This is a genomic window from Paraburkholderia flagellata (genome assembly GCF_021390645.1).
In the GTDB taxonomy this organism is placed as follows: domain Bacteria; phylum Pseudomonadota; class Gammaproteobacteria; order Burkholderiales; family Burkholderiaceae; genus Paraburkholderia; species Paraburkholderia flagellata.
In genome coordinates, this window is record NZ_JAJEJT010000002.1 from 1,686,452 (window position 1) to 1,708,044 (window position 21,593).

Consider the following 21,593-nt stretch of genomic DNA (forward strand, 5'->3'; position numbering starts at 1 on the left):
CGGCAACATCGCGCGCGAGGCACCGGCCTTCGATCAGGTCATTGTCGGCTGACGGAGCGCGCGGCGGCAACCCTTGCGGCGCGCATTCGCGACATCACGCACGCGATGCTTGCCTTATCGCGCGCGCGCAGTTAAGTCTTTGTTGCGGTACAGCGCATTCAGTATGTACTTAGTAGAGCTTCACTAAGCGCGTCAACGCGCTTTCCGTGTGCCTTCAATGCGCCTCTTCCCAGTTCTCGCCCACGCCCACTTCGGCCACGAGCGGCACCTTGAGCTGCGCCACCGAGCACATCAGTTCGGGCAAGCGCTTGCGCACCTCGGCGAGTTCGTCGCCCGGCACTTCGAGCACGAGTTCATCGTGCACCTGCATGATCATCTTCGTGCCGATCTTGCGTTCGTCGAGCCACGTCTGCACCGCGACCATGGAAAGCTTGATGAGGTCGGCGGCCGTGCCCTGCATGGGCGCGTTGATGGCGGCGCGCTCGGCGGCCTGGCGGCGCGGGCCGTTGCCGCCGTTGATCTCGGGCAGCCACAGACGGCGGCCGAACACGGTCTCCACATAGCCGCGCGATTTCGCATCCATGCGCGTTTCGTCCATGTAGCGCGCAACGCCCGGATAGCGTGCGAAATAGCGGTCGATATAAAGCTTCGCCGCATCGCGCGTAATGCCGAGATTCGATGCGAGCCCGAACGCGCTCATGCCGTAGATCAGGCCGAAATTGATGACCTTCGCGATGCGCCGCTGGTCCGAGCTCACTTCGAGCGGCGTGACGCTGAACACCTCGGCAGCCGTGGCACGGTGAATGTCGTCGCCGCGTGCGAACGCCGCGAGCAGCGACTCGTCGCCCGAGATATGCGCCATGATGCGCAGTTCGATCTGCGAGTAGTCGGCGGAAACGATCTTGTGACCCGGCGGCGCGATGAACGCTTCGCGAATGCGGCGCCCCTCACCCGTTCGCACGGGGATGTTCTGCAGATTCGGATCGTTCGACGCGAGACGGCCCGTGACCGCCACGGCCTGTGCGTAGTTCGTGTGGACGCGGCCCGTTTGCGCATTGACCATGCGCGGCAGCTTGTCGGTGTACGTGGACTTGAGCTTGGCAAGACCGCGATGCTCGAGCAGGATCTTGGGCAGCGGGTAGTCTTCGGCGAGTTTTTGCAGCACTTCTTCGTCGGTGGAAGGCGCACCGCTCGGCGTCTTCTTCACGACCGGCAATTGCAGCTTCTCGAAGAATATCTGGCCGATCTGCTTGGGCGAGCCCAGATTGAATTCGCCGCCCGCGAGCGCATACGCTTCCTGTTCGAGCGTGATGAGCCGCACAGCGATTTCCGCGCTTTGTTTGTCGAGCCGTTCGGTATCGATGAGCACGCCGTTGCGCTCCATCTTGCGCAGCACACGCGACGTGGGCAATTCGATGTTGCGATAGACGTAATCGAGGCCTTTCTCCGGCGCGATCTGCGGATAGAGCGCGCGGTGCAGTTGCAGCGTGACGTCGGCGTCTTCGGCAGCGTATTCGGCGGCCTTTTCGAGCGAGACTTCGTCGAAGCCGATCTGCTGTGCGCCCTTGCCCGCCACCTCTTCGTACTTGATCGTCTTGATGCCGAGATGGCGCAGCGCGAGGCTGTCCATGTCGTGACTGCGATGCGATTCGAGCACATACGATTCGAGCAGCGTGTCATGCTCCACGCCGTTCAGTTCGATACCGTAGTTCGCGAGCACCTGCTCGTCATACTTCATGTGCTGGCCGACTTTCTTGTGCTTCCCGCTTTCGAGCCACGGCTTCAGGCGCGCGAGCACTTCATCCAGCGGCAGCTGATCGGGCGCGTCCGGGCCGCGATGCGCGAGCGGCAAATACGCGGCCACGCCCGGCTCCGTCGAGAACGACATGCCGACGAGCTTCGCGACCATCGGGTCGAGCGCCGTGGTCTCGGTATCGAACGCAGTGAGTTCGGCGGCCTCGATCTTCTTGAGCCACGTATCGAACTGCGGCCACGTCTGTATCGTTTCGTAATGGCGCGGCGCATCGACGAAGAGCGCGGGCTGCACAATCGCGTCTTTCTGCGGCGCGTCGCCCTGGGTCGCAGCGGGCACCGTCTCGCTCTGCTGGCTCGCTTCGGTCACTTCGCGCAGCCAGGTCTTGAAACCGTGGCGCGCGAAGATATCGCGCAGTTCTTCGCGCGCTTCTGGGCGCGTGGCGAGCGACGCTTCGATCGACTCGAGATGCGGCTTGAGTTCGCAAGCCGTTTCCACCGTGACGAGCTTTCGCGCCATCGGCAGGAAGTCGAGCGCGTCACGCAGATAGCCGCCCACGGCACCCTTGATGTCGTCCGCATGGGCAATCACGCCATCGAGCGAATCGTATTGCGTGAGCCACTTCACCGCGGTTTTCGGGCCGCACTTGTTCACGCCCGGCACATTGTCGACGGTGTCGCCAATGAGCGAGAGATAATCGACGATGCGCTCAGGCGGCACGCCGAACTTCGCGATCACGCCTTCGCGATCGAGCGTTTCGTTCGTCATCGTGTTGATGAGCGTGACGTGGTCCGTAACGAGCTGCGCGAGGTCCTTGTCGCCCGTGGAAACGATGACCTTCATGCCGAGCTTTTCCGCCTGGTGAGCGAGCGTGCCGATCACGTCGTCGGCCTCGACGCCTTCGATCATCAGCAGCGGCCAGCCGAGCGCACGCACCGCCGTGTGAATGGGCTCGATTTGTGCTGCTAGCGGCTCAGGCATGGAAGGCCGGTTGGCCTTGTACTCGGGGTACCAGTCGTCGCGGAACGTCTTGCCCTTTGCATCGAACACGCACGCGCTATACTCTGCCGTAACGTCCTTGCGCATACGACGCAGCATGTTGATGATGCCGTAGAGTGCACCTGTGGGTTCGCCGTCGGGACCGCGCAGATCCGGCATCGCATGGAAGGCCCGATAGAGATAGCTAGAACCGTCGACCAGCAACAAGGTCTTACCTTCCAGCTCATTTTGTAGCTTCGTTTCCACGCGTAGTTCTTCAGGCATTATGGACAAGAGAAAAGTGATTCCGAGTCTGCGTTCACTCGCAGATCAAGAGCGCGCAACGGCCAAAAAGGCGCGCGCATCGTGGCAAATGTTCACGATTATGGCAGAGTTTATCGAGGCGACCGAATACCTGTCCGAGATCCGGCCAGCGGTCAGCATCTATGGTTCCGCCCGCCTGAAACCGGAGTCGGAGTACTACCAGCTCGCCAGCACGATCGCGCGAAAAGTCTCGGACGCGGGCTTCGCCGTGATCTCCGGCGGCGGCCCCGGCATCATGGAAGCCGCGAATCAGGGCGCGCATGCGGGCAAGTCGCCTTCGGTGGGCCTGAACATCGAGTTGCCGCACGAGCAGTCGGGCAACCAGTGGCAGGACATTTCGCTGCGCTTCCGCCATTTCTTCACGCGCAAGGTCACGTTCGTGAAGAACTCGGACGCCGTGATCGTCATGCCTGGCGGCTTCGGCACGCTCGACGAACTGGCCGAGGTGCTCACGCTCATCCAGACGAAAAAATCGCGTCACGTGCCCATCATTCTGGTGGGCGCCGAGTTCTGGAAGGGCCTGCTCGACTGGTTCCGATCGGCGCTCGTGCCGATGGGCCTCATCAATCCCGAAGACATGGACTTGATGCAGGTGATCGACGACCCGGACCAGGTGCTGGAAGCCGTTCTCAAGTTCTACGAAGATGCGGACACCGCCGAAGATGCCGGCAAGCAGCACCCGGCGCGCCGCGACCGCGACCGCGACTCCGACGAAGACCGGATGTTCTATCTCTGATGCATCGCTTTTAGCGCAGCGTGCGGATGGCTTGCGGTTGATGTTTTAGTAGGCCACCGTTGCGCTCGCGCTTTAGTCCAGTACCCCCTCATGCTTTCTCCGCGCTTGCGGGCACGCCGGATGCACCGTGCGGCGCCCGTGCGCGCGCCTGCTCCTCCAGCCAGCGGCAAAACTGCGATACGAGCGGCGCTTGCGCCACCTCGCGGCGCGCCACCCACCAGTAACCGCGCGCATCGAGATGCGGCCCCGCGAGCGGGGTCACGAGACGACCGGACGCGAGTTCGTCGTCGAGCAGCGGTAGCGGGCCGAGCGCGACGCCAAGACCATCCACGGCAGCCTGCAAGGCCAGATAGAAGTGGTCGAACGACTGCTTTTTCCGGCATTTGGCTTTCACGCCTGCGGCCGCAAGCCAGGTACGCCACGCATCGGGCCGCGTGTCCGAATGCAGCAGCACGTGGCGCGCAAGATCGCTTGCCTGATGAATCGGCGCGCGTTTGAGCAGCGCCGGGCTGCACACCGGCAGTTCCATCTCGTCGAGAAAATGGCCAGCCTCGCAGTCGGGCCAGTGGGCCGGTCCGCGCCGCACGGCCACGTCGAAGCCTTCGAGCGTATCAACCGGCGCGTTCGAAGTGGACAGTCGCAACTCGACGTTCGGCGCGAGACGCTGAAACTGCGAGAGCCGCGGCAGCAGCCATTTCATCGCAAAAGTAGGCAGCGCGTTCACGCGCAGCACGTGCACCACGCCGGTGTCGCGCAACTGGTTGGTTGCGCGCGCGATGTCATCGAATGCCGATTGCACGGCGGCCAGGTAGCGCCGCCCGGCCTCGGTCAGCGCGACGCGCTTGCCGTGACGGTGAAACACCTGCACGCCGACCCACGCTTCGAGCGAGGCCACTTGCCGGCTGATGGCACCGTGAGTCACATTGAGCTCGCCCGCCGCGGCGGAGAAACTGTTGTGCCGCGCGGCGGCTTCGAACGCGCGCAGCGCGGGAAAGGGAGGAAGGGAGCGTGCCATGCTTGTGAGTGTAGGTCACAAGAGAACGCCATAGAAATCGTTTTGCCGCGCGCGCGATTGGGCTTAACCTCGGAGCTTGCCTCAGAGGTCCCTTCCATTCATGAAACAACCCATCTCGCCGCCCGTCGCCGTCGCGCATGGCACGCACGGCGGTCTGCACACGCCTACGGTGCGCGATCTGTTCTTCGGTTTCCTTGGTCTTGGCTTCACATCGTTTGGCGGCGCACTGCCGTTGGCGCGCCGCACCATCGTCGAGCAGCGCCGCTGGCTCAGCGCCAGCGAGTTCACCGACCTGCTCGGCCTCTGCCAGTTCTTGCCGGGCGGCAACGTCATCAATCTGTCGGTTGCGCTCGGCATGCGCTTTCAGGGCTGGCGCGGCGCGCTTGCGGGCATCCTTGGCCTGATCGCGGGTCCGTCGCTCGTCGTGATCGGGCTTGGCGTGCTCTACGAGCGCACGCAAAACGACCCGCACGTGCGGCATCTGTTCGTGGGGCTTGCCGCGGCTGCCGCCGGGTTGCTCGTCTCGATGGCCCTGAAAATCGTGCTGCCGCTTCGGCGCGATCCCGCCGCGGCCGTCGTCGCTGCGCTCGGCTTTGTGGCCATTGCCGTGCTGCGCACGCCGCTTTTGCCCACCATGCTCGTGCTCACGCCCGTCGGCATCGCGCTCGCGGCCCGCGCGGCGCGCAAGGAAGGAGGCCCGCGATGACCGCCACACTCGTTGCGCTCGCCGCGATCTTCAGTCAGCTCTCGCTGCTCGCATTCGGCGGCGGCAACACGATCCTGCCCGAGATGCAACGTCAGGTTGTCGAGGTGCACCACTGGATGCCCGCGAGCGAATTCAGCGCGCTCTTCGCGCTCGCCCAGGCCGCCCCGGGCCCGAACATGATGGTCGTGACGCTGGTGGGCTGGCACGTGGCCGGCTGGGCCGGCATGCTGGTTACGTCGATTGCGAAGTTCGGACCGTCGTCGCTCGTCACGATCGCCGCGCTGCATGCGTGGGACCGCTTCAAGGATCGCCCGTGGCGGCGCATCGCGCAAAAGGGGCTCGTGCCGGTGACGGCGGGTCTCGTGGCCGCGAGTGCGGTGCTGATTGCGAAGGCTTCAGATCCTTCGTGGATCGCGTGGGCGATTACCGGCGTCTGCGCCGTGCTCGCGTTTCGCACGAAGATTCATCCGCTGTGGCTGCTTGGCGCGGGGAGTTTGATTGGGTTGACGGGGTTTGGGCAGTGAAGTGACGGCGGGCGGTTGCGTGTGATTAGGCCTGCACGAAAACCGCCGCCGTTCGTTGCGCTCCTACTGAAACGCCACCTCCGCAAAACTGCGCAATTTCCGGCTATGCAGCTTGTGCAAACCGTTCGTACGCAGAATCTCCATCGCCTTCACGCCGATCTGCAAATGCTGATCGACTTGCGCGCGATAGAACGAATCGGCCATGCCCGGCAGCTTGAGCTCGCCGTGCAGCGGCTTGTCGGAGACGCACAGCAAGGTGCCGTACGGCACGCGAAAGCGGAATCCGTTCGCGGCGATGGTCGCGCTTTCCATGTCGAGCGCGATCGCTCGGCTCTGCGAAAGGCGCTGCACCGGCTCGCGATGATCGCGCAGCTCCCAGTTGCGGTTGTCGACGCTCGCCACCGTCCCCGTGCGCATCACGCGCTTGAGTTCCACGCCATCGAGCTTCGTGACCTCCGCTACCGCGCGCTCGAGCGCGAGCTGCACTTCCGCGAGCGCCGGAATTGGGACCCATAGCGGCAAATCGTCGTCGAGCACGTGATCCTCACGCACATACCCGTGCGCGAGCACGTAGTCGCCAAGGCGCTGCGTATTGCGCAAGCCCGCGCAGTGGCCAAGCATGATCCACGCATGCGGACGCAGCACGGCAATGTGATCGGTGATCGTCTTCGCGTTCGACGGTCCCACGCCGATGTTGATCATCGTGATGCCGCTGCCGTCCGCTCGTTTGAGGTGGTAGGCCGGCATTTGCGGCAGGCGCGCCGGCGCCGTGCCCTCATCGTCCTGCTCGCCCAGGTTCGCGTTGTAGGTCACCACGTCGCCGGGTTCGACGAACGACGTGTATTCGCTGCGGTAGTTGCGCAGGTCGGCATCGTCGGTATGCGCCATCATCGCGCGGCCGAGCTTCACGAACTCGTCGATATAAAACTGGTAGTTCGTGTAGAGCACGTAGTTCTGCACGTGCGTGGGCGACGTGGCCGTGTAGTGCTTGAGCCGATGCAGAGAAAAGTCCACGCGCGCCGCCGTGAAGAGCGCGAGCGGATGCGGCTCGCCCGGCTCCGGCTCGTAGGTGCCGTTCACGATGCGGTCGTCGAGCTGCGCGAGATCGGGCACATCGAACACGTCGCGCATGGCGAAGAGGCGCTCGCGGTCAAGATCGCCTTCGAGATGGATGCCTTCAGCGAACGCGAAGTGCACGGGAATCGGTTGATCCGACACGCCCACTTCGATACCCACGTGATGGTTCTTCGCGAGCAGACGCAACTGCTCACGATAGTAATTGCCGAAAAGATCGGGCCGCGTGACGGTGGTTTCGAACACGCCGGGGCCGGCCACGAAACCATACGAACGGCGCGAGTCGATATGCGTGTTGACGTTGGTGCGGATGCGCACGAACGGGTAGCACGCACGCACGCGCCGCTCGAACGCCTCACCGCGGCGATAGCGCGCAAACGCGTCGCGCAGGAAAGACGTATTCGCTTCGTAAATGGTCGAGAGGCGCGCCACGGCGTCGGCGGCGTCTTCGAAAAACTCGTCCGGGAAGTCGTGCGCTGGCGTCATGAGGGGCCGCAGGTAGTCGTTGTTCATCTTCGTTCGCCTCTCCGTTTGATGGGTCCACATTACCACGGAAGGTGCGAATTTCTGGCGACGGACCTCGCCGCGCCCAGGGCTTTTGCAGCACCAGCCCGGCGCGGGCTGCGGGCGCCGCGCACCGCCCGCCGGGCGCGGGCCGCAGCGCTTGCGCGACATGGGGCGAAGCGCCCGGATTTGCTAGAATCGGAGCATCCCATCGGAGAATGACCATGAAGTCGCACCTTCTTGCCGCCGTCGCGGTGACGCTCGCGTTCAGCGGGATCGCCATGGCCGCGCCGGCCGACGACGCAAAGACCGCCGTCGAGGCACAATCCGCGCAGTCCGAGAACGAACGCGCGGGCCTGCCCGACCTGGCCGCGATCAACAACCAGCCGGCCGCACGCGTCACCTCGAAGGTCAACATCAACGATGTGCCACGCGTACCCAGCTATCACGAAGTGAGCCGCAATGGCACCGAAATCACCGAGTTCCGCGACAAGGGCAAGCCCGTCGAGATCAATGTGCATTCGAACTTCGGCACGCGCTACACGATGAGCGCGAACCCCGACACCTCGCCGCAAGTGCGCAACAACGGCCAGGCCAGCACGCGCCTGCCGTCGATCAACCTGCATTACTGAGCCACCTGAGCGCGCGCATGCCTTTATGGGGCATGCCCGCGCCGTTGCCATGTGCAGCGCCCCATAAAGCCGGGCCGCCGCCATCGCGCCTGAGCCGGACACACTCGCAAGCCCTTCGGGCAGCACGACGCAGCGTTCGCCGACCCGCCACTACCAATCAACCGACCTTCTTGCATGGCCGTCTTCACCGCTGTCACCGACCAAGAGCTTGCCCAATGGCTGCGCGACTACGATCTCGGCGATGTCGTCGAATTTCGCGGCATCCAGTCCGGCATTGAAAACAGCAACTTCTTCCTGACGACGACGCGCGGCGAATACGTCCTGACGATCTTCGAAAAGCTGACGGCCGAACAACTGCCGTTCTACCTCGACTTGATGCGGCATCTCGCCTCGCACCGCGTGCCGGTACCCGACCCCATGCCGCGCAAGGACGGCGCGCTGTTCGGCCTGCTGAACGGCAAGCCGGCGGCCATCGTCTCGAAGCTCGAAGGCAGGCCCGAACTCGCGCCCGGCGTGGAGCACTGCGCGGAAGTGGGCCAGATGCTCGCACGCATGCATCTGGCGGGCCGCGATTACCGCGGCGACCAGCCGAATCTGCGCAGCCTTTCGTGGTGGGAAGAAACGGTGCCGACGGTGCTGCCGTTTCTCGCCGACGCCCAGCGCACGCTCCTCACGAGCGAACTCGACCACCAGCGCGCCTTCTTCGCCTCGGCCGACTACGCAGCGATGCCGGGCGGTCCGTGCCATTGCGACCTGTTCCGCGACAACGCGATGTTCGCGCACTCGCACCCGGCGCCGGGCCACGAAGTTCGGCTTGGCGGCTTTTTCGACTTCTATTTCGCCGGCTGCGACAAGTGGCTCTTCGACGTGGCCGTGACCGTGAACGACTGGTGCGTCGACCTCGCTACGGGCAAGCTCGACACGGCGCGCGCCGACGCGCTCTTGCGCGCCTACCAGACCGTGCGCCCGTTCACGCCCGAGGAAATGCGTCACTGGATGGACATGCTGCGCGCAGGCGCGTACCGCTTCTGGGTCTCGCGCCTGTATGATTTCCACCTGCCCCGCTCGGCCGAACTGCTCAAGCCTCACGATCCCGGCCACTTCGAGCGCATCCTGCGCGAGCGCCTCGCCGGCAGCGAGGCTGGCTCCCATCACGCCTTGCCCCATCGCCCATGCAACTAATTGAAGTCCCCGCGAAGACGGGCTACGTCTGGTTCCGCCAGGGTATCTGGCTGTTCCGCCGCAATCCGCTCGCGTTTCTCACGCTGTTTTTCGCCTATTTGCTGGCGATGACGCTGATTTCCGCCATTCCCGTGATCGGCGGCGTGCTGCCGCTCCTGTTCGTGCCAGGCGTCGCCGTCGGCTTCATGGCGGCGTGCCGCGACACGATCGCAGGCAAGCCGGTGTTCCCGACCATCTTGATCGACGGCTTTCGTTCGTACGGCAGCAACGTGGCGAAACAGCTTCTGGTGCTCGGGGCGATCTATGTGGTGGCGATGTTGCTGGTGCTGGCCGCGTCTGCGTTCGTGGACGGGGGCGCGCTTTTGCGCCTGATGACGATCGGCGGCGACCTCGACGCCGAAGCGCTCGCCAACAGCGACGTGCCGCTTGCGGTGCTCGCCTCGCTGCTTTGCTACGTGCCGGTGTCGATGCTGTTCTGGTTCGCGCCCGTGCTCACGGCGTGGCACGACGTGCCGCCCATGAAGGCCATGTTCTTCAGCATCGTGAGCTGCTGGCGCAACAAGGGCGCGTTCACGGTCTACGGCGCGCTGTGGTTCGCGGTCTCGACCGTCGTATCGATCGGCTTGTCGGCGCTCCTGCGCGCGCTCGGCGCGGGCGACTTCACGGTGGCGATCCTGATGCCCGCGCTCATCATCGTGACGACGATGCTCTATTGCTCGTTCTACGCGACCTATCGCGGCTGCTACGGGGTGCAGGAAAAGCAGCCCGCGGAAATGCCGGACTCGGGCCGCTGAGCGGCGCGGCGATCACGCACGCTTAAACGCAAAAACGGCGCCTTGGGCGCCGTTCTCGTTTTGCCCCGCCGTGATAGCGGGGCACTGCATTACTGCTTAGCCGTAGTGATTCATCCACGACGGGTGGCGCGTGGCCTTCTCGCGATCCATCTTGCGCATACGGAACTCGAGATCGTAGATGTCGACGGACTGCGCGAGATACGCTTCCTCGCGCTGCTGGCGGCGAGCTTCGGCGGTTTCGGAGAGGAACAGGAAAAGACGGCTGAGCAGGTACATGATTTGGCCCTTCTTTGACGGGCACGTGCCCGCGAATCGAATGATGCCATTATAGGGAAAACCCTATTCAGGGTAAACCCCTAAGTTGCGCGTAGACGCTTTTAACCTGCGTCCTGCGTCAATTCGTCGTCATAGGCCTCGTCGAAGGCCTCGCGGCGATGAGCTTCGAAAAAGTCCCAGATCAGCGTGCTCGCGTCCGGTCCCGTCGAGGAATGGAACGGAACGGTGTCGTCGCCGCCGCTCCAGGCATGGTCGAGGTCCGCCACGCGGCACAAACGCACGACGCTCGCGCCGTCGAGTTCGTAATCCTGCTCGCGATAGCCGTCCTTGAAAGTCTCATGCGACACGACGCCCTGACGCACGCCGCGCGAGTCCGCAAGGCCATTCAGGCGCAGCAGTTGCACCGCGAGATGTTCCGCGTTGACGGGCGCAACCACCGCATCGGTGTCGCCCTGCACGACGATTGCCGGCATGCCCGGGTGAATGCGTGCACCCAATTGGGTATCGACGAGCGCCACGGGATCGTGGTGCACGCCGCGCCGCATCACGTCGAGCGCGGTCACACCGGAGCGTGCCTCACCGAAAGCGGGGCCAGAATGTAGCGCAACAGCTGCGAAGCGGCTGGGCGAACGCACCGCGAGCAGCATGGCAAGCCCTGCGCCCGCCGACAAGCCCGCCAGATAGACGCGCGAGCGGTCGAACCCATGCTCTTCGACGAGCGTATCGACGAGCGAAACGATCGCTGCCGCCTCGCCGCCGCCCGCCGCGTCGCGGGAGTCGTACCAGTGCCAGCATTGATGCGGGTGGGCGCGCTCCGACTGCTCGGGATACACCACGGCGAACCCATGGCGGTCGGCGAGCAGATTCATGCGCGTGCCTTCCGCGAAAGAGTCCATCGATTGCTTGCAGCCGTGCAGCATCACGACGAGCGGCATGCCCGCTGTCTTTTGCCCTGGGGGAAGATAGAGCCCGTAGGGCAGCGAGCGCCCGGCATGCTGGGTGTTCGCCGGTACAAGGTGCTCAGCGCGGTGCCATTCGCCCGCGGCCCAGGCGGCCGCGCGCGGACCCACGCGCGACTCCCGCATCGGCGCGCGGCTGCGCGCCTGCGTAGCGTGCTTCGCCGCCTGATCGGCTGCGGCCTGAGCGGCGCGCCAGATTGCCTGCGGCTTGGGCGTATCGATCCCCGCGCCCTTCAGGGCGTCGCGGGAAGCGCGGGTCTGGATGGCGAGCAGACGTCGCATGCCACCTGCCCATAGCTTCGTCAGATTTTTCGTCATCTATGGCCTCATAAAAGGGTCCGACACATCGTGGCGTTTTGCCGCGATCCGTCGTTGTGCAACGCACAATAACACCATTTGGAGGCGGCTGCAGATCGAAGCCGTTCGATTTCGTCCTTGTGTACGTTCGTCGTGCCACGCCTTCGTCTATGCGACGCGGCTATACTGGATGCTTGTCTCGCGCGCGTGTCGGCCAGCCAGGCGCCTCGCGCGTTGAGTAGCTATCAGGTAGCGGCTCAGCACCTGCAATCCCTGGATTCTCTTCTGACAGCCGGCAGCGCGCACTCATGCCAGATTTACCGATTCACCTTTGGTACTCGATTACCAACCTCGGCGGCGCAGGCCTCACCCTGCCGCTCGCGTTGGCTATCGCGCTGTGGCTCGTGGTCGGCTACTCGTGGCGCATGGCGGCGAGCTGGGTGTTCGTGCTCGGCCTGGCAATCGGCCTCGTGACGCTCACCAAAATCGCGTTTCTCGGCTGGGGCGTGGGTGTAAGAGACATGGACTTCACGGGCATCAGCGGCCACGCCATGCTTTCCACGGCCGTCTATCCCGTCGCGTTTTTCCTGGTGCTGCAAGGCGCACCATCGTTGATGCGCGCCGCAGGCGTGACGATTGGGCTCGCGGTGGGGCTCGCGGTCGCGCTCTCGCGCGTGGTGCTCGACGCCCACTCGCCTTCCGAGGCTGTCACGGGCTGTGTGGTCGGGGCGCTCACCGCGCTCGTGTTCGCGCGGTACTGGTGGCAAGCACAGCCCCAGCGCATTTCGGCGGCGGTCGTCGCGCTGAGCCTCGCGGCACTCACTATCGCATTGCACAACGTGCATGTGCCCACGCATCGCTGGGTCACGAACATCGCGCTGACCGTTTCGGGCCACGACCGGCCCTACGTGCGCGCCAAATGGAAGGCCAATCGCACCAACCGCGCACCCGTGGCGCCCGTCTCGCAAACCCGCAACGGCCTCGCGCCGCCCGCGCAGCGCCACGCCTGATCCCGCCTCGCCGGCCGCACCGCGGCCGGCCGCTGCCCGGACGCTCAGCCGCCCACGCCTAGCAGCACACTCGAAGCCTTGAACACGGCCGTCGCCGCTTGCCCTGCGGCGAAGCCGAGCGCGTCCACGCTCGCGTCGGTCACGATCGCCGCGATCATGGTGCCGCCCGGCAGGGCGAGCGTCACTTCGGCGTTCACGGCACCGCGCCGCACGACCTCGATTGTCCCGCTCAGCCGGTTGCGCGCCGAAAGCCGCGCCGCATCCGCCGCGCTCGCGACCAGCACGACCGAAGTCGCCTTCACGAGCGCCACCACGGGTGCGCCTGCGGCAAGTCCGAGGGCTTCGGCGCTCTCTCGCGTGACCGTGGCGACGAGCGCTTCGCCGCCGGGCAGCGCGATCGACACCTCGTCGTTGACCGCGCCCCTCACGATTGCCGAGACGGTGCCAAAAAGTTGATTGCGCGCGCTCGTGCGCATGGCGAAGCGCCCGAGCACGGCCAGGTCGCGCGCGAAACCGCCGGCCTGTGCATCGGCACCTTCATTCGAAACGGCCCCGAGCGCATGCGCCGCGCGCTCGAGAAAGCGCTGGTGCTCGCGCTCGATGGCGCGAAACGTTTCGATGAGCCGCAGGGCGCGCGGCGTGAGCGTCGTTCCGCCGCCGCCCTTGCCGCCCGTCGCCCTCACCACGAGCGCTTCGCCCGCGAGGTTGTTCATGACGTCGACGGCGTCCCAGGCGCCCTTGTAGCTCATACCGACCCCCTTCGCAGCGCCTGTGATCGAGCCGGTCGCGTGGATCGCTTCGAGCAGCGCGATGCGCGCCGCGCCACCGAGCATCTGCTGGCCGGACTGAAACCAGACCGAGCCGCCCAGACCCAGTTCCGGCGCTTCGGAGGATTGGGATGTGTCTGTGGAACCGGCATCTGCGTGGCCGGCGCCGGTGGATGGGGAGTTCGAGTCAGTGGGATTCATCATGCGTAAAACGAGCAAAAACAAGACGAAACAAGCGAAGGTTCGGCGTGGTCCGCCAAATCCGCCAGCGATTATAGAGACGCGCCTCAGGCGCCGCGCGGCACCTTCGGCGCGCCCAGTTCGCGCAGCAGGCGCTCACCTTCCTTCGCGGTATAGCGCTTGACGGCCTCGCACCAGCCACGCGCGAACCCAAGTTGATACGGCTCGGCATCCATGCGCTCGAGATAGCGCAGGGCCACCGCGGCGTCGTTGCCGTCGCCGAGCACGCTCTGCAACCGCGCGAGTGTGCGCGCCACCTCCACGCGCGTGCGGCGCGACGTGAGCGTGGCAAAGAATTCGATCGTGTAGCGCAAATACTTCGCATTGATGCGCGCGCGATGGCGGCTCGCCTCGTCGATGGCGGTGAGCTTTTGCGTGCTCACGAGCCGCTCGTAGTAGCGCCGCACGCGCTTCTTCGCGTGGCGGTGCAGCGAACGCCCAGTGCCGCTCCCGTCGCTCGCGCGCCGCGCGAGTGTGTCGAGCCACTGCAGCCACGCCAGCGCCGCCCTCGCGTAGCGCTGCGAAGCCAGCCCCTCGCGCAGCCGCGCTCGTGCGGCGAGCCGTTGCGCGTTCGCCTCCTCGCGGATCGCGTTCCAGCGCCCCGGCTCGAGGTCGGCGGTGGCGAGCGCCGGCAGCGTCGATTCGACAAACACGTCGCGGTCGCGCGCTTCGCCGAGCAGGCCGCCCAGCCATTTGAGCTCCGGCTCGATGCGCGTCTCCCAGGTCTCGTCGCGCCAGCGCGAGAAGATGCGCATGGCGGTGCGCAGCCGCCGCTGCGACACGCGCATCTGATGGATGAACTCGCCGTTCGTGCTATCGCGCACGCCCGCGTCATTGCCGAACCACTGCGCGCTGATGTTGCGCCCGATCGACACGAGCGCGGCTTCGGCCGTGGCCGCGCCGCCGAGATCCACGGCTTCGGCTTTGACGGCTTCAGCGTCGCCCAACACGCTGCCCGCGGCGGCGCGCTCGAGCGCGTCGGTCAGGCGCACGAACGCGGGCAGCGCCCCGATCAGTTCGCCGGCGCAGGCAAAAAGCGCGTCGACGACAGGTCGCTCGTCCTCGCCTTCGGGCCATGGCGCACTCACGCGTAACTCGTGCAGCTCGGGCAAGTCAGGCGGGGGCGCCTCCGCGCCGTGAGTGTCGTTGGCCAGCGCAGCTTGCGGCAGGGCAGACGGCTCGCGCAGGTCTTCGTCCAACGTGAGCAGCACCTCGATGCCGTCGCGCGGCCACTGCCAGCGGCTGCGCGTAGCCACGAGCGTCGCGGACGCAGAGAGATCGTCCGCGCTGCCCAGCGCCTCGCGAAACGGCTCTGGCGCGGCGTCGAAGAGCGCATGCGCGAGGCCATTCGCATCGAGCGCCGCCTCGAAGATCGGCGCGACCGCGGTAACCCCCGGCGTATGAACGCGCCGGCTCGACACGACGACGCGCTGTGTGTCGCCGCGCGATTCGACAGCGACGCGCCAGCCGAGCCCCCCAAGGACGCCGTCGCGGTCGAAGGCGACCGTCGTCACGCATTCGCGCGCATCGGGCAGCGGCACGAGCGCCGGCAAGGCAGCGCACAGGCTGACGCCCCGCTCCGAAGGCTTCGGGCTGGCGTGCGCACTGGAGGCCGCTCCAGCCGCGGCGGCTTTGGAGCTTCTTCTATCCGGCGCTGCCGGGATCACGACATCCAGCACGATTTCCAGAACGCGATCCATGAACGCTCCAGGGTTCTGTGGGTGGGCGCGAAGGCGTAGAACAGTGCAAGCGGATGGAGAACCAGGAACTGCGGCGACGCGATTGATGGTACACGCGAGTGCGCGTCGACGCCCCAGGTAACCTCCCTGACCCTTCCAGCGTGTATCTGATGACGGTCAACACTGCCACGACGAGACGGTGGAAAAATAATTACGTTTCACTTTCTCCCATTTTGCCCATCTATAAGGAGTGTTGAGTGTTCCCAGAGTACAGAGATTTGATTTCACGCCTCAAGGTTCAGGACGACCATTTCGCCCGGATTTTTCATCGTCACAACGAACTCGACCAGCAGATCAAGAACATGGAGGCGGGCGTCGTGGCTTCGCACGGCATGGAAGTCGAGCAAATGAAAAAGGAAAAGCTTCAACTCAAGGACTCGCTCTACCTGATCCTGAGAAAAGCGGCAAACGCCTGAAGCAAGCGGCGTCCAGCGCTGGCCATCGACCGCCGGCTTTGCGCGGGCGCCGCCAATCAGGTCGCGACAGCTTTCCTGCGATCCACTGTCGCTCGCGCGTTGTTCGTCCCGCTTCGATGCTCCCGCTTTTTTACTCCCGCTTTGAATGCGAGTCACTCCGCCCGCACTCCCATCTCCGCATCCGCCGACACCATGCCCAAATCCATTCCCTACTCCGCTTCCGACTCCACCAGCCCCGCCGCACAACTGCCGCTCGTCACGCCCCATAGCGCCGAGTTGCGCAGCGTCGACAGTGCAGTCGAGTCCGCGAGCGCGGTGATCGCGGGCGCTGTCCATGATCTCGTCACGCGCACGCGCGCCGGGCAAAATCCGCCCGCCATGTTGCTCGAGTCGATCGGGGCATTGATGCAAGGTATGTCACCCGACGAAGCCGCCCAGTTGCGCAGCCTGATCCTCGAAGGCAACCCTGCCGACTGGCGCAACTCGCGCACGCGCCACCCCGACGAGGAACTTGCCGCCGGCTGGCGCGAAGGCGGTTATCCGTATCGCAATTTGATGTCGCGTCGCGCCTACGAGCGGCAGAAGTATCGGCTGCAGGTCGAACTGCTCAAGCTCCAGGCGTGGGTGCGCGAAACCGGCCAGCGCGTGGTGATCCTTTTCGAGGGCCGCGACGCGGCCGGCAAGGGCGGTACGATCAAGCGCTTCATGGAGCATCTGAACCCGCGCGGCGCGCGCGTGGTGGCGCTCGAAAAGCCTACCGAAGTCGAGCGCGGCCAGTGGTATTTCCAGCGCTATGTGCAGCATCTGCCTTCGGCGGGGGAGATCGTGTTGTTCGATCGGTCCTGGTACAACCGCGCCGGCGTCGAGCATGTCATGGGTTTCTGCACGCCTGACGAATATGCTGATTTCATGCAGCAGGTACCGGAGTTCGAGCGGCAGTTGATTCGCAGCGGAATCCACCTGATCAAGTTCTGGTTCTCGGTGAGCCGCGCGGAGCAGCGTCGGCGCTTCAAGGAACGCAAGGTGCATCCACTCAAACAATGGAAGCTGAGCCCTGTCGATCTCGCTTCGCTCGACAAGTGGGAGGCGTACACGCAGGCGAAGGAGGCGATGTTCTCGCAAACGGACACGGCCGATGCGCCGTGGACGGTCGTTCGCTCCGATTGCAAGAAACGCGCGCGGCTGAATGCCATGCGGTTCGTGCTGCATAGGCTGCCGTATGCGAGTCGGGATGGTGAGACGATCGGAGTGGTCGATCCGTTGCTGGTGAGTCGGGCGCTGTAGCGGCGTGGTGGCCCTTTCCACGCTCGGCCTTGCAGCTTCATGGGTCTGCGCGCTTCCCCCAGATCAATGCCTCCGGGTGGCGTTCGAGATAATCGGACAGGGCGTTCAGGCTGGCCAGCGTACGCCGCAACTCGGCCAACGCCCGATGAACATCGCTTTGCAGCGGTGAAGCCTGGTCGAATATCTCGTTCGCGGAACGGAACGCCTGTTGCGCGGATTCGAGCGTCGAACGCGCGGCCGGCGCGAGTTCCGTATCGAGCCGCGCAAACAGGGCACTCGACTGCTGCAACGAGGCGTCCAGATTGCGCCCGATCTCCTGAAGCGGCATGCGGTCGAGCCGGCGCACGACGTTCGACAGCTGGTCCTGTAGCTCTTCAAGTGAGTTGGGCACCGTCGGCAACTCGACTGGCGAGTGATCCGTGTCGACGCGGGCCGCGGGTGCGTGCGGAAAGATGTCGAGTGCGACGTACTTCTGCCCCGTCAAAAGACTTCCCGTGCGTTGCTGTGCGCGCAGTCCCTGGGCAACGAGCTGCCGCAGCAGATCTTTGCCCGCCGTGCCTGCGCCGTCGCCGAGCGCATCGCGGTAGTTACGGCCGAGCCGGGAGGGATAAAGGCTCAATGTGACCAGCATGTCGAATCGACCACTATCGGGTTTGAGGTCAATATCGATCGCCGTGACCGTGCCCAACCCGACACCGCGGAACTCGACAGGCGCCCCCACCGACAATCCTCGTACCGATTGCGTGAAACGCATGCGCACCACCGCAGGCGGACCTTCGTTCGCGCGCATGGCGTCTGTGCGGCTTTGCGCGAGTTGAAAATCCTCGACGCTCGTGGCGGATACGGCACGCACACTCCCACGCGGCGTGTCGAATGCAACGCCGCCCGCGAGCAGCGCCGCGGCCGGAGGGGTATCCAGCCGCATGCCGCTGGAATCGACCTTGAGTTCGAGACCGCTCGCCTGCCACCATCGCGTATCGGAAGTCACCAGATGATCGAAAGGTCTCCTGACGAAAACACCGATGCGGACGTTGCCGCCACTGCGCACCAGCGAATAGCCGAGCACCTGCCCGACCTGCACACCGCGAAAATAAACGGGTGAGCCAGCGTTCAGCGAGCCAAGCGTTGAGGCGCGAATCACGAAACGCGTGCCATCGTCATCGCTGGTGATTGCCGGCGGCGTGTCGAAGCCGGTGAACGTGTCGCACGCCCCAAGCGAATGAGCATCGATATCGACGTCGATCCAGGTTCCCGAAATGGCGGTCATGAGCCCCGAGATATTCGTCACGTCGATTCGCGGACGCACGACCCAGAATTTCGTGCCGCAGGTCGCGACGCGTTGCCCGGCGGCGTCGAGCCTCAGTTCGGCATCGACACGTCGACCGTCTGCGGACAAACGCAGATGTTCGAGCCGGCCGATTGCCACGCCTCGATATCGCACCGGCGTTTTCCCGGCGGCAAGCCCAGCGCCGGACGCGAAGCTCACGGTGACGCGAGTACTGCGCTGTGCCAGCGTTTGGGCAAGCATCAGGCCGCCAGCCAGGTTCGCAAAAAGCCAGGCGACCCAGACCGCGGACCGCCACCGCCGCCGGGCATTCACAACGTCCCCACGACGGCCTGGCCGTCAGCGCAACTGCTCGACGAGTGCATCGGCGCCCTTGTCGATGCCGGTCCTGGCCGCACTCAGCGAGCCGAAAGCGGCGGCCAGATTCATCGCATTCGGGTATTGCTTCGTCACGTAGGCGCGAAGCAGACGCCCTGACGCACTGTCGTACACCTCCACGGCATACGACACCGATCCGCTGAACGCCCCCTTGCCGCCCCTGATCGCCTGAACGCCGTTGTAGAGATTGCCCGCAATGTCGAAGTGCATCGCCTGGCCGATTACGGCAGTCGTTTTCTCTGCGCCAGTCAACGTGAGCTTCACGCGCAGCGTAGCGGGCGACGCCTGCGTCGCAAGATCGAAGCGCTTCGACAGCGTCTCGGCAAACGTCTTGTGCATGTAGGCGGCGAGCACGTCCTTGTCCGCATCCGACAAGTCGCCAAACTGATTGTCGCCGCCTTGATACACCGCGACCGGATCGACGATGATCTGCGAATAGCGCGACCAGAGCACCGGCGCCGCGTACCGGAATGGCGTTTGAGCGGCGTCGTTGTCCCGGTTCTCCTTGAGTTGGGAAGACGAGGCGAGGCTGCCATAGGCAACGGGCTGTACGCCCGCACACGCGGATAACGTTAGGAGTGCTACGCAGGCCGATGACGTGTGAAGAAAACGGGAATTGAGCACGAAGGCATCCTTTCAAAAGTTACCGAATACCGCCTGGCATCCGGCCGAGTTCAAGACGTGACGAAGCGTAGCATCGGCCTCAAAGGATGTAAACCGTCTATCCGGTTTGTTTGCAGAGTGATGCAGGGGTACAATCCCGCCCATGGATAACCAGACACGTTCCGAAATTTCCCGCAGAAAGGCGATTGACGCGGCGCTTGCGATCCTGACCCGCGACGGGGTCGGCGGCCTGACATTCGATGCGCTTGCGCGCGAAAGCGGCATCAGCAAAGGTGGGCTGCTACACCAGTTTCGCAACAAACTGGGCGTGCTGCGCGCGCTGCTCGATCGTCAGCGGGAGCAATTTGAGCAGATCGCACAGGATCACCTGGCCGCCGGCGGCCACACCCGGGCAGAACCGGTTCTTTCGGCGCAGATCGCGATTTACAGGGAATCCATCAACCAGCCGGACTCCGTCGCGCGCGCGGTGCTCGCGGCTTTGGTCGAGAGCCCGGCGCTGCTCGACGACTTGAAGGCCCAGGACGCGGCCAAGATGGAAAAGCTGCAGGCCGAGGCACGCGATCTCGAACTCTCGCTGCTACGCTACTTCGCCGCGAGCGGCATTGCGTTCAGCGCGCTGCTCGGGCTTTCCGCCGTGCCCGACGCGCTGCGAGAACGGCTGTTCGACCGGCTGCTCGACGAGAAGAAGTGGTGATGCGGCTGCCTCGCGAAAGGAATCGCGAGGCACGTTGACGGCGGCAACATTAGATCGCTCGCTCAGGTCGCATACTGCGCCACCCCATTCCCAAAAGACCAGTTTTCCCGCGCGACATCCACGAGATTGACGAACACATCCTCGCGCCTCACGCCAGGGTCGCGCGCGAGGTTTTCGGCAATCTGCGCGAACAATGCCTTCTTCTGATCCTGCCCGCGCGTATTGTTCGCAGCGATCTGAATCATGACCAGATCGTCGCTGCGCTCGATCCCCAGGTAATTCCGGCCGAACACGAAATTATCGGCATCGTGCTCAGTGATGATCATGAAGATGTCATCTTCAGGCACCTTGAAAACCTCCATTAGCGCTTGATGAATGCCCTGCGTGAGCGCCTTGCGATACGTGGCGGGCTTGCCTGCGCGAACAGCGATACGAGTGAATGGCATGTCGATCTCCTTCTTCGATGGGTTTGACGTGACATCAGCTTAGGCGCGATCTATCATAATAAACAGGCATAGATAGATATTTCATCAATTTTCATTTGAAATGAAACCACTCGACCTCGACGCCGTGCGCGCCTTCGTGCTCGTCGCCGAGCTGAGCAGCTTCACGCGCGCCGCCGACGCCCTCGACACCACGCAATCGGCCGTGAGCCTGAAGCTCAAGCGCCTCGAAACGCATCTGGGCAAGCAGTTGCTCGAACGCACGCCGCGCATCGTGCGGCTTTCGGCGGACGGCCTCACGTTCCTCGCCGCGGCGCGCGACCTGCTCGGCGCGCATGAGCGCGCGCTCGGGGCGCTTTCCGGCGGCGAGCGGCGGCTCGCGCTCGGCCTGAGCGAGCATGTCGCGGACGCGAACCTGCCCCGCCAGCTCGCCCAGCTTCGTGTACATGATCCGCAACTCGTGATCGAGCTGCATCTGGGGCTTTCTGCGCAGCTGCTCGCGCAGTTCGACGAGCGGCGGCTCGATGCCGCCATCGTCCGTCAGGAGGAAGAGGAGGCGCCGCGCGGCGATGCGCGCCGGCTCTTCGCGGAGCCGCTCGTCTGGTTAGCGGCGCCGCAATGGCAGTGGCAGCCCGGCACGGCGCTGCCGCTCGCGCTGCTCGCCGCGCCCTGCGCGGTGCGGGCGGCGGCGATTCGCGCGCTCGACGCCGCAGGCGTGGCGTGGACCGAAGTGTTCGTGGGCGGCGGCGTCGCGGCGGTGGGTGCCGCGCTGGCCGCGGGTCTTGCGGTGTCGCCGCTGGCGCGCCGGGTCGCGCCGCGCGAACTCATCGACGTTGGCGCGCGGCTCGGCTTGCCCGCGCTGCCGGCTTCGCAAGTGATGCTTTACTCGCGCGTGCGCGAGCCTCGAACCGCTGCGACGCTGCAATTGCTCGCTTCGGGGCTCGGCACGGGCTAACCGG

General features: G+C 64.8%; 21 protein-coding genes. 11 read left to right on the forward strand and 10 right to left on the reverse strand.

Going from position 1 to position 21,593, the window contains the following annotated elements; all coding sequences use genetic code 11:
- Positions 1-214: 214 nt before the first annotated feature.
- Positions 215-3,016 carry a DNA polymerase I gene (polA, locus tag L0U83_RS21900; protein ID WP_308445066.1) on the reverse strand — a complete coding sequence of 934 codons (2,802 nt, stop codon included), beginning with the start codon at positions 3,014-3,016 and terminating at the stop codon, positions 215-217.
- Between the two features lies 1 nt (position 3,017).
- Between polA and L0U83_RS21905 the strand changes: the two genes are divergently transcribed.
- Positions 3,018-3,791: an LOG family protein gene (locus tag L0U83_RS21905; protein ID WP_233886182.1), complete on the forward strand. Its 774-nt coding sequence runs from the start codon at positions 3,018-3,020 to the stop codon at positions 3,789-3,791.
- An 88-nt stretch (positions 3,792-3,879) separates the two neighbouring features.
- Here the strand turns inward: L0U83_RS21905 and L0U83_RS21910 are convergent, their stop codons facing one another.
- Positions 3,880-4,806, reverse strand: coding sequence for a transcriptional regulator GcvA (locus L0U83_RS21910; protein WP_233886183.1), 927 nt, complete (start codon positions 4,804-4,806; stop codon positions 3,880-3,882).
- 100 nt (positions 4,807-4,906) lie between these two features.
- Here L0U83_RS21910 and L0U83_RS21915 point away from each other — a divergent pair, with 100 nt between their 5' ends.
- Together L0U83_RS21915 and L0U83_RS21920 are read left to right on the forward strand one after the other, a co-directional pair.
- Complete coding sequence (locus L0U83_RS21915; RefSeq protein WP_233886184.1) at positions 4,907-5,512, forward strand: chromate transporter; 606 nt, start codon at positions 4,907-4,909, stop codon at positions 5,510-5,512.
- Positions 5,509-6,036, forward strand: coding sequence for a chromate transporter (locus L0U83_RS21920; RefSeq protein WP_233886185.1), 528 nt, complete (start codon positions 5,509-5,511; stop codon positions 6,034-6,036). Before L0U83_RS21915 ends, L0U83_RS21920 begins: the two co-directional genes overlap by 4 nt.
- Before the next feature lie 63 nt (positions 6,037-6,099).
- On the opposite strand, the gene L0U83_RS21925 is transcribed toward L0U83_RS21920, so the two are convergent.
- Positions 6,100-7,623, reverse strand: a complete 1,524-nt coding sequence (locus tag L0U83_RS21925; protein ID WP_233886187.1) for an AMP nucleosidase — start codon at positions 7,621-7,623, stop codon at positions 6,100-6,102.
- Positions 7,624-7,838: 215 nt separating this feature from the next.
- Here L0U83_RS21925 and L0U83_RS21930 point away from each other — a divergent pair, with 215 nt between their 5' ends.
- From L0U83_RS21930 to L0U83_RS21940, 3 genes are all read left to right on the forward strand, one after another.
- Positions 7,839-8,246 (forward strand): hypothetical protein, encoded by a 408-nt coding sequence (locus L0U83_RS21930; RefSeq protein WP_233886189.1) that lies wholly within the window; start codon positions 7,839-7,841, stop codon positions 8,244-8,246.
- A 174-nt stretch (positions 8,247-8,420) separates the two neighbouring features.
- The gene (locus L0U83_RS21935) at positions 8,421-9,428 is read left to right on the forward strand and encodes a homoserine kinase (RefSeq protein WP_233886191.1); all 1,008 of its coding nucleotides are present in this window, start codon (positions 8,421-8,423) and stop codon (positions 9,426-9,428) included.
- On the forward strand, positions 9,419-10,222 hold the full coding sequence (locus L0U83_RS21940; RefSeq protein WP_233886193.1) for a BPSS1780 family membrane protein: 804 nt from the start codon (positions 9,419-9,421) through the stop codon (positions 10,220-10,222). The genes L0U83_RS21935 and L0U83_RS21940 overlap by 10 nt, the downstream gene beginning before the upstream one ends.
- Before the next feature lie 96 nt (positions 10,223-10,318).
- Here L0U83_RS21940 and L0U83_RS21945 read toward each other — a convergent pair whose 3' ends face one another.
- Positions 10,319-10,498 (reverse strand): DUF3563 family protein, encoded by a 180-nt coding sequence (locus L0U83_RS21945; protein WP_042269847.1) that lies wholly within the window; start codon positions 10,496-10,498, stop codon positions 10,319-10,321.
- Between the two features lie 101 nt (positions 10,499-10,599).
- Positions 10,600-11,775, reverse strand: coding sequence for an extracellular catalytic domain type 1 short-chain-length polyhydroxyalkanoate depolymerase (locus L0U83_RS21950; RefSeq protein ID WP_233886194.1), 1,176 nt, complete (start codon positions 11,773-11,775; stop codon positions 10,600-10,602).
- 287 nt (positions 11,776-12,062) lie between these two features.
- On the opposite strand from L0U83_RS21950, the gene L0U83_RS21955 reads away from it, so the two are divergent.
- The gene (locus tag L0U83_RS21955; RefSeq protein ID WP_233886195.1) at positions 12,063-12,764 is read left to right on the forward strand and encodes a phosphatase PAP2 family protein; all 702 of its coding nucleotides are present in this window, start codon (positions 12,063-12,065) and stop codon (positions 12,762-12,764) included.
- Between the two features lie 44 nt (positions 12,765-12,808).
- Here the strand turns inward: L0U83_RS21955 and L0U83_RS21960 are convergent, their stop codons facing one another.
- A complete protein-coding gene (locus tag L0U83_RS21960; RefSeq protein WP_373321097.1) occupies positions 12,809-13,732 on the reverse strand; it encodes a TOBE domain-containing protein in 924 nt (307 codons plus the stop codon).
- Between the two features lie 86 nt (positions 13,733-13,818).
- A complete protein-coding gene (locus L0U83_RS21965; protein WP_233886197.1) occupies positions 13,819-15,471 on the reverse strand; it encodes a CHAD domain-containing protein in 1,653 nt (550 codons plus the stop codon).
- 236 nt (positions 15,472-15,707) lie between these two features.
- Between L0U83_RS21965 and L0U83_RS21970 the strand changes: the two genes are divergently transcribed.
- Both L0U83_RS21970 and ppk2 read left to right on the forward strand, forming a co-directional pair.
- Positions 15,708-15,926: an HP1242/YdcH family protein gene (locus L0U83_RS21970; protein ID WP_233886198.1), complete on the forward strand. Its 219-nt coding sequence runs from the start codon at positions 15,708-15,710 to the stop codon at positions 15,924-15,926.
- Positions 15,927-16,118: 192 nt separating this feature from the next.
- Positions 16,119-17,210, forward strand: a complete 1,092-nt coding sequence (gene ppk2, locus L0U83_RS21975) for a polyphosphate kinase 2 (protein WP_233886199.1) — start codon at positions 16,119-16,121, stop codon at positions 17,208-17,210.
- A 37-nt stretch (positions 17,211-17,247) separates the two neighbouring features.
- Here ppk2 and L0U83_RS21980 read toward each other — a convergent pair whose 3' ends face one another.
- Together L0U83_RS21980 and L0U83_RS21985 are read right to left on the reverse strand one after the other, a co-directional pair.
- Positions 17,248-18,738: a PqiB family protein gene (locus L0U83_RS21980; protein WP_233886200.1), complete on the reverse strand. Its 1,491-nt coding sequence runs from the start codon at positions 18,736-18,738 to the stop codon at positions 17,248-17,250.
- Between the two features lie 96 nt (positions 18,739-18,834).
- The gene (locus tag L0U83_RS21985) at positions 18,835-19,497 is read right to left on the reverse strand and encodes a DUF3313 domain-containing protein (RefSeq protein ID WP_233886202.1); all 663 of its coding nucleotides are present in this window, start codon (positions 19,495-19,497) and stop codon (positions 18,835-18,837) included.
- A 142-nt stretch (positions 19,498-19,639) separates the two neighbouring features.
- Here L0U83_RS21985 and L0U83_RS21990 point away from each other — a divergent pair, with 142 nt between their 5' ends.
- The gene (locus tag L0U83_RS21990; RefSeq protein ID WP_233886204.1) at positions 19,640-20,191 is read left to right on the forward strand and encodes a TetR/AcrR family transcriptional regulator; all 552 of its coding nucleotides are present in this window, start codon (positions 19,640-19,642) and stop codon (positions 20,189-20,191) included.
- A gap of 62 nt (positions 20,192-20,253) precedes the next feature.
- Here L0U83_RS21990 and L0U83_RS21995 read toward each other — a convergent pair whose 3' ends face one another.
- Complete coding sequence (locus tag L0U83_RS21995) at positions 20,254-20,637, reverse strand: tautomerase family protein (protein ID WP_233886206.1); 384 nt, start codon at positions 20,635-20,637, stop codon at positions 20,254-20,256.
- A 100-nt stretch (positions 20,638-20,737) separates the two neighbouring features.
- Between L0U83_RS21995 and L0U83_RS22000 the strand changes: the two genes are divergently transcribed.
- On the forward strand, positions 20,738-21,589 hold the full coding sequence (locus L0U83_RS22000; RefSeq protein ID WP_233886208.1) for a LysR family transcriptional regulator: 852 nt from the start codon (positions 20,738-20,740) through the stop codon (positions 21,587-21,589).
- The last annotated feature ends 4 nt before the right edge of the window (positions 21,590-21,593 follow it).